Annotated in this window: 6 protein-coding genes; 4 read left to right on the forward strand and 2 right to left on the reverse strand. The window is 55.2% G+C overall.

Features of this window, described 5'->3' with window-relative positions:
• On the reverse strand, window positions 1–252 hold a 252-nt coding region (locus OVY01_RS22790; protein ID WP_349293556.1), incomplete at its 3' end, for a MobA/MobL family protein.
• A gap of 193 nt (window positions 253–445) precedes the next feature.
• Between OVY01_RS22790 and OVY01_RS22795 the strand changes: the two genes are divergently transcribed.
• The 4 genes from OVY01_RS22795 (at window position 446) to OVY01_RS22805 (ending at window position 2986) form a co-directional block, all read left to right on the forward strand.
• Entirely contained in the window at window positions 446–586 is a 141-nt protein-coding gene (locus OVY01_RS22795) for a hypothetical protein (RefSeq protein WP_267849930.1), read from the forward strand.
• A gap of 59 nt (window positions 587–645) precedes the next feature.
• A complete protein-coding gene (locus OVY01_RS23410; RefSeq protein WP_489886435.1) occupies window positions 646–711 on the forward strand; it encodes a DUF8583 domain-containing protein in 66 nt (21 codons plus the stop codon).
• A gap of 17 nt (window positions 712–728) precedes the next feature.
• Window positions 729–1334 (forward strand): cation efflux transmembrane domain-containing protein, encoded by a 606-nt coding sequence (locus OVY01_RS22800; RefSeq protein WP_267849932.1) that lies wholly within the window; start codon window positions 729–731, stop codon window positions 1332–1334.
• Window positions 1335–2428: 1094 nt separating this feature from the next.
• Entirely contained in the window at window positions 2429–2986 is a 558-nt protein-coding gene (locus OVY01_RS22805; protein ID WP_267849933.1) for a hypothetical protein, read from the forward strand.
• Here OVY01_RS22805 and OVY01_RS22810 read toward each other — a convergent pair.
• A partial coding sequence (locus OVY01_RS22810) for a MobA/MobL family protein (protein WP_267849934.1) occupies window positions 2983–4197 on the reverse strand: 1215 nt, incomplete at its 5' end. The two genes, OVY01_RS22805 and OVY01_RS22810, sit on opposite strands and share 4 nt — an antisense overlap.

The raw sequence follows: 4197 nt of genomic DNA on the forward strand, positions 1-4197 counted from the left end.
CTCACGCGCAAGCACGGCGTCCGCACGTTTGTGATGCTGTTCAAGCCGATTCCAAAAGGCGGCGCGGTTCTCCGTGCTGCCACCGGGCAGGGAAAGATGGGCAGCATCTACCCCGCCTTTCCGGGTGTAATCGTGGATTTCACCCGTACGCACATCCACAATGCGTTCGGCAGCACGATAAGCGGCTGCACCCGTCGTGCTGCGACCGGTGCTCCTGCTTATCTGCTTCACCGACATGTGGAATTGCGCCATGGTTTTGCTTTTTAGCCCCTGCAAAGGGTCCGGCAGAACGCCCGCACGTAATCTCCGAAGGGGATTACTCTAAGTGCGCCCTTCGTTTCCCTCGGGATTCTACACCCTCGCTTCGCTCGAATATTCGACAACTTATATATAAGGGCCAACAACAACGTTGTAAAATGCCAAAGGGAAAATTTCGGGGAAAGAAATGGCACTTATAGAGCAACGAATTACCAAAGCGGAAGAAGCAGTCAAAGCAGCAAAGGAAAACAAAAACAAGAAGCAAAAAAACGTACAGAAGATGCTAAAGCAAAGAGGACCGCAGACACGCGCCGAAAAATTTTGGTAGGGCAAGCTATCCTCGCGAAAGTCGAGCGCGCAGAATGGCCAAAAGACAAACTTCTAGCCATGCTTGATACTGCACTGACCCGGCCAGATGATCGTGCGTTATTTGATCTGCCTACGCCGAATTAAATGCAGGGGATAAGACTATGAGTTGCGAATGTTCACAAGTTGCTGCCAATACAGCTGAAGAGCGTTCAGTCATCAAAATTGCTTTGATATTGAACCTTGCTATGTTCGTGGTCGGCATCGTTACAGGGTCATTGGCTCAATCAACGGGCGTGCTTTCAGACGCACTCGATATGCTGACCGACGCCGCTGCCTATGGATTAGCGTTGATGGCATTCACTCGCGGCATGTCTTTTAAGAAAAACGCTGCCAGATGGACCGGTGGAATTCTAGCTATTTTAGGCATTGGTATTGTCATTGAGGTTGTCCGACGCTGGTACGTAGGAAGCGAGCCTATGGGCTATGCAATGCTGGCTTATGCAGTGGTCTCGTTAGCTGTAAATGTGTACGTGCTTGCTCGCCTTTCAAAGTATCGAAAAGGCGAGGTGCATATGCGCGCAAGCTACATTTGCACAAGGGCAGATGTCATAGCCAACATAGCAGTGTTCATTTCCGGGGGAATAATTGCTTTGACCGGCTATGCGTTTATGGACTTAATCGTAGGTTTTGCTATCGGGCTCTACGTTCTAAAAGAAGCGGTAGAAATCCTTCAAGAAGCAAGCGAAACAAGCCTCGAAGCACATTAAAACAGGCGACAAAGTCGCTAAATAGAGCACCGCCTGAAAGGCGGGACGGCGGTTTTCATAAGAAATAGGGACATCCGCGTCCCTATGGACAACCGGGCACAAGTCCCTTCGGACTTGCACCCTAAGTTGCCCACAGGGTCCCTCGCGGACCTTTACCCTTCGGGCCTGACGCGCTCCGCTTGTCCCAATTTATATACAAAATCTCAACCTACCCCCTCCCTATAGACCGGGTTTTAGTGCGCGAACGATCCGAAACCATCCCCAGTTTCACGGTGAAAGCGTACAGACACGGGGGCCGTCCAGACGCCGATAGGCGGCGTTTAAACCCCCGCTTGCGGGGGTGTGGAATAACACCATAGAACTAGATAGAGGGCGAATTGCAACAGCCTTATAGGACGGGGGTTTGCAGAGTTTCAATAGGAAGCAGTTCCGCACCTCTTCACAAAATGTGAAATTGAATGCACAATATGGTTTCACAAAACGTGAAGCACGGAGCCTTAAATATGCGCAGAAATTCCGCACCTCCGGAAGTTGGAGTGCCAGCAGGGCACAAGCCGGGGCACTTCGTTCAGACAGAACGAAAAGCGCATGAGGCTTGGGCACGTTTCTGCATACGAAAACCTACCGCTTCAGCCGTGTTACATCATCTCGTAGCGAACATGGGACACCAAAATGCCGTGGTGATTCCTCAGAAACTACTGGCTCAGATGCTTGGCGTCACAGACCGCACAATCCGAACGGCTATAGCTAACTTACAGGCCGAAAACTGGATTCAAGTCGTTCGGATTGGTAAGGGCCGTGAAGCGGCATACGTGGTTAATGACCAAGTGGCATGGGGCCAACCACGCGATCAACTCCGTTTATCCGTGTTTAGCGCAACAATCATTGCGGACGCTGCGGACCAAGACCCGCAAACGCTGGAACATCAAGACCTACGCCGCCTCCCTACGCTTTACCCCGGCGAACGACAATTGCCCACTGGCCCAGGCGAAGATCCGCCATCCCAGCCGAGCATGCCGGGGATGGAGCCGGATCTACCCGCCTTAGCCGAAGAGTTAGAGCGGCGGGGCCAACAACGATTAGTCGATTAATCCATGCCCGACCAGCTAACGCATTTGATCGTCGGTTTAGTCGAACACGCCGAGCTAAGCCAACAAACGGCGCTTGAAAGTCAGAAAGCTGTTGATGTCGGCGCACGCGCCCTCGAAACGGCTGCTGCCGGCCTAGATGAATCCATCAAAAAGGCAATAGCAGACGCCGTAAAGAAAAATCTCAAAGACATCCCGGCCGAGTTGAAGGAGGCGGTTGCCAATGCCTTTGCGGAGCCCGTAACAGCCCTTGGAGCGGCTTCCGACGACATTGGCAAGGTAACGGGCACACTACGGTGGAAGGCGGTTGCTGTAGCTGCTTTGCTCGTGTTTGCAGCAATGCTAGCGCCCATGGCTTTCTGGGCGCTGTTTATCCCTAGCAATACGGAAATTCAGCAACTAAGGGCGGAGCGCGATCAACTCCAAGCGGACACGGCTCGCCTACGAGGAGCCGAAAGCATCGTTCTCTGCGGCCCGAAAAAGGTGCCGTGCGCACCTGTGGACCCTAATTTGCGTTGGACATCGCAAGATGGAAGCGTGACGTATTACGCAGTGAAGCACTAGCGACTCGGCCCACTAAGCGACGGCCCGCGCGGCCTCACAACCTCAACCTCAATTGCGCGCTGCCGCTCCTGCTCCCGCTTTAGCTCTTGTTCCCTAAACGTCCGAAGCGCGCCTAGCCCCGTTTCGACGTTAGGAATATGGGTTTTGCCGTCAGCCCCTCTGAATTTCTCGTTAAATCTATCCTTCACTGCGGGCGGCGCAGCTTTGAATTCCCGCACAAATCGATCAACTAGCACCTTCTCGTGCTCCGCAGCACGGTCCTTATCAACGCCCTTACGCAATGCGGCCCAGCCGGACTGAGCCTCACCGAGCGTTGATTGCAAGGCAAGCAACCGGTCCCGCTCCTGGATTGCGTCTGATACATCGGTGGACGCCAGAATCACGAGCTGCGAACGCTCTGCCTGTTTGGCCCGCTCTTGCGCCCCCAGTTCCGCGGCGCGCTGCAACCGCAGCGCGGTTTCGGATTCCATGTCCTGGCGTCGCCTGGACACATCGCCAGTACGGCGCTCATAGCCAATTGCAGCCAGGCCGAGATGCCGCGTAGGCTCGCGCTCGATGCCTTGTTCGACCAGGCGGCGATGGTCGATCCGCTCGACCTGGCCAAGTTCGGACATGCGCTCGTTATGCAACTCCGCCCAGCGTGGACGCTCCCGCTCAGCGAAGTTTTCGACCTTCGCCCGCTGGCAGTGAATCGGGTCCAACTCAACCGCCTTCTTGCCCAGGGTGCCATCCGGCGCCACTGAGCACGCGCTCATGAGTACATGCGCATGGTAGTTGCGGTTATCGCCCTCACGGTCGGGAGCGTGCACAGCCACGTCCACTGCAATGCCATAGCGATCGGCAAGCTCCTGGCCATAGTCGAAAGCAAGCCGCTGCCGCTCTTCGGCTGGCAACTCGTGAGGCAGAGCAAGCGTGAACTCACGCGCAAGCACGGCGTCCGCACGTTTGTGATGCTGTTCAAGCCGATTCCAAAAGGCGGCGCGGTTCTCCGTGCTGCCACCGGGCAGGGAAAGATGGGCAGCATCTACCCCGCCTTTCCGGGTGTAATCGTGGATTTCACCCGTACGCACATCCACAATGCGTTCGGCAGCACGACGGCTGCACCCGTCGTGCTGCGACCGGTGCTCCTGCTTATCTGCTTCACCGACATGTGGAATTGCGCCATGGTTTTGCTTTTTAGCCCCTGCAAAGGGTCCGGCAGAACGCCCGCA

This window comes from Robbsia betulipollinis, assembly GCF_026624755.1.
GTDB classification, from domain to species: Bacteria; Pseudomonadota; Gammaproteobacteria; order Burkholderiales; family Burkholderiaceae; genus Robbsia; species Robbsia betulipollinis.

Excerpts from the sequence above, each read along its gene's own strand:
- OVY01_RS22795 (WP_267849930.1), top strand. The coding sequence starts at position 446 with ATGGCACTTATAGAGCAACGAATTACCAAAGCGGAAGAAGCAGTCAAA.
- OVY01_RS22800 (WP_267849932.1), top strand. The coding sequence starts at position 729 with ATGAGTTGCGAATGTTCACAAGTTGCTGCCAATACAGCTGAAGAGCGT.
- OVY01_RS22805 (WP_267849933.1), top strand. The coding sequence starts at position 2,429 with ATGCCCGACCAGCTAACGCATTTGATCGTCGGTTTAGTCGAACACGCC.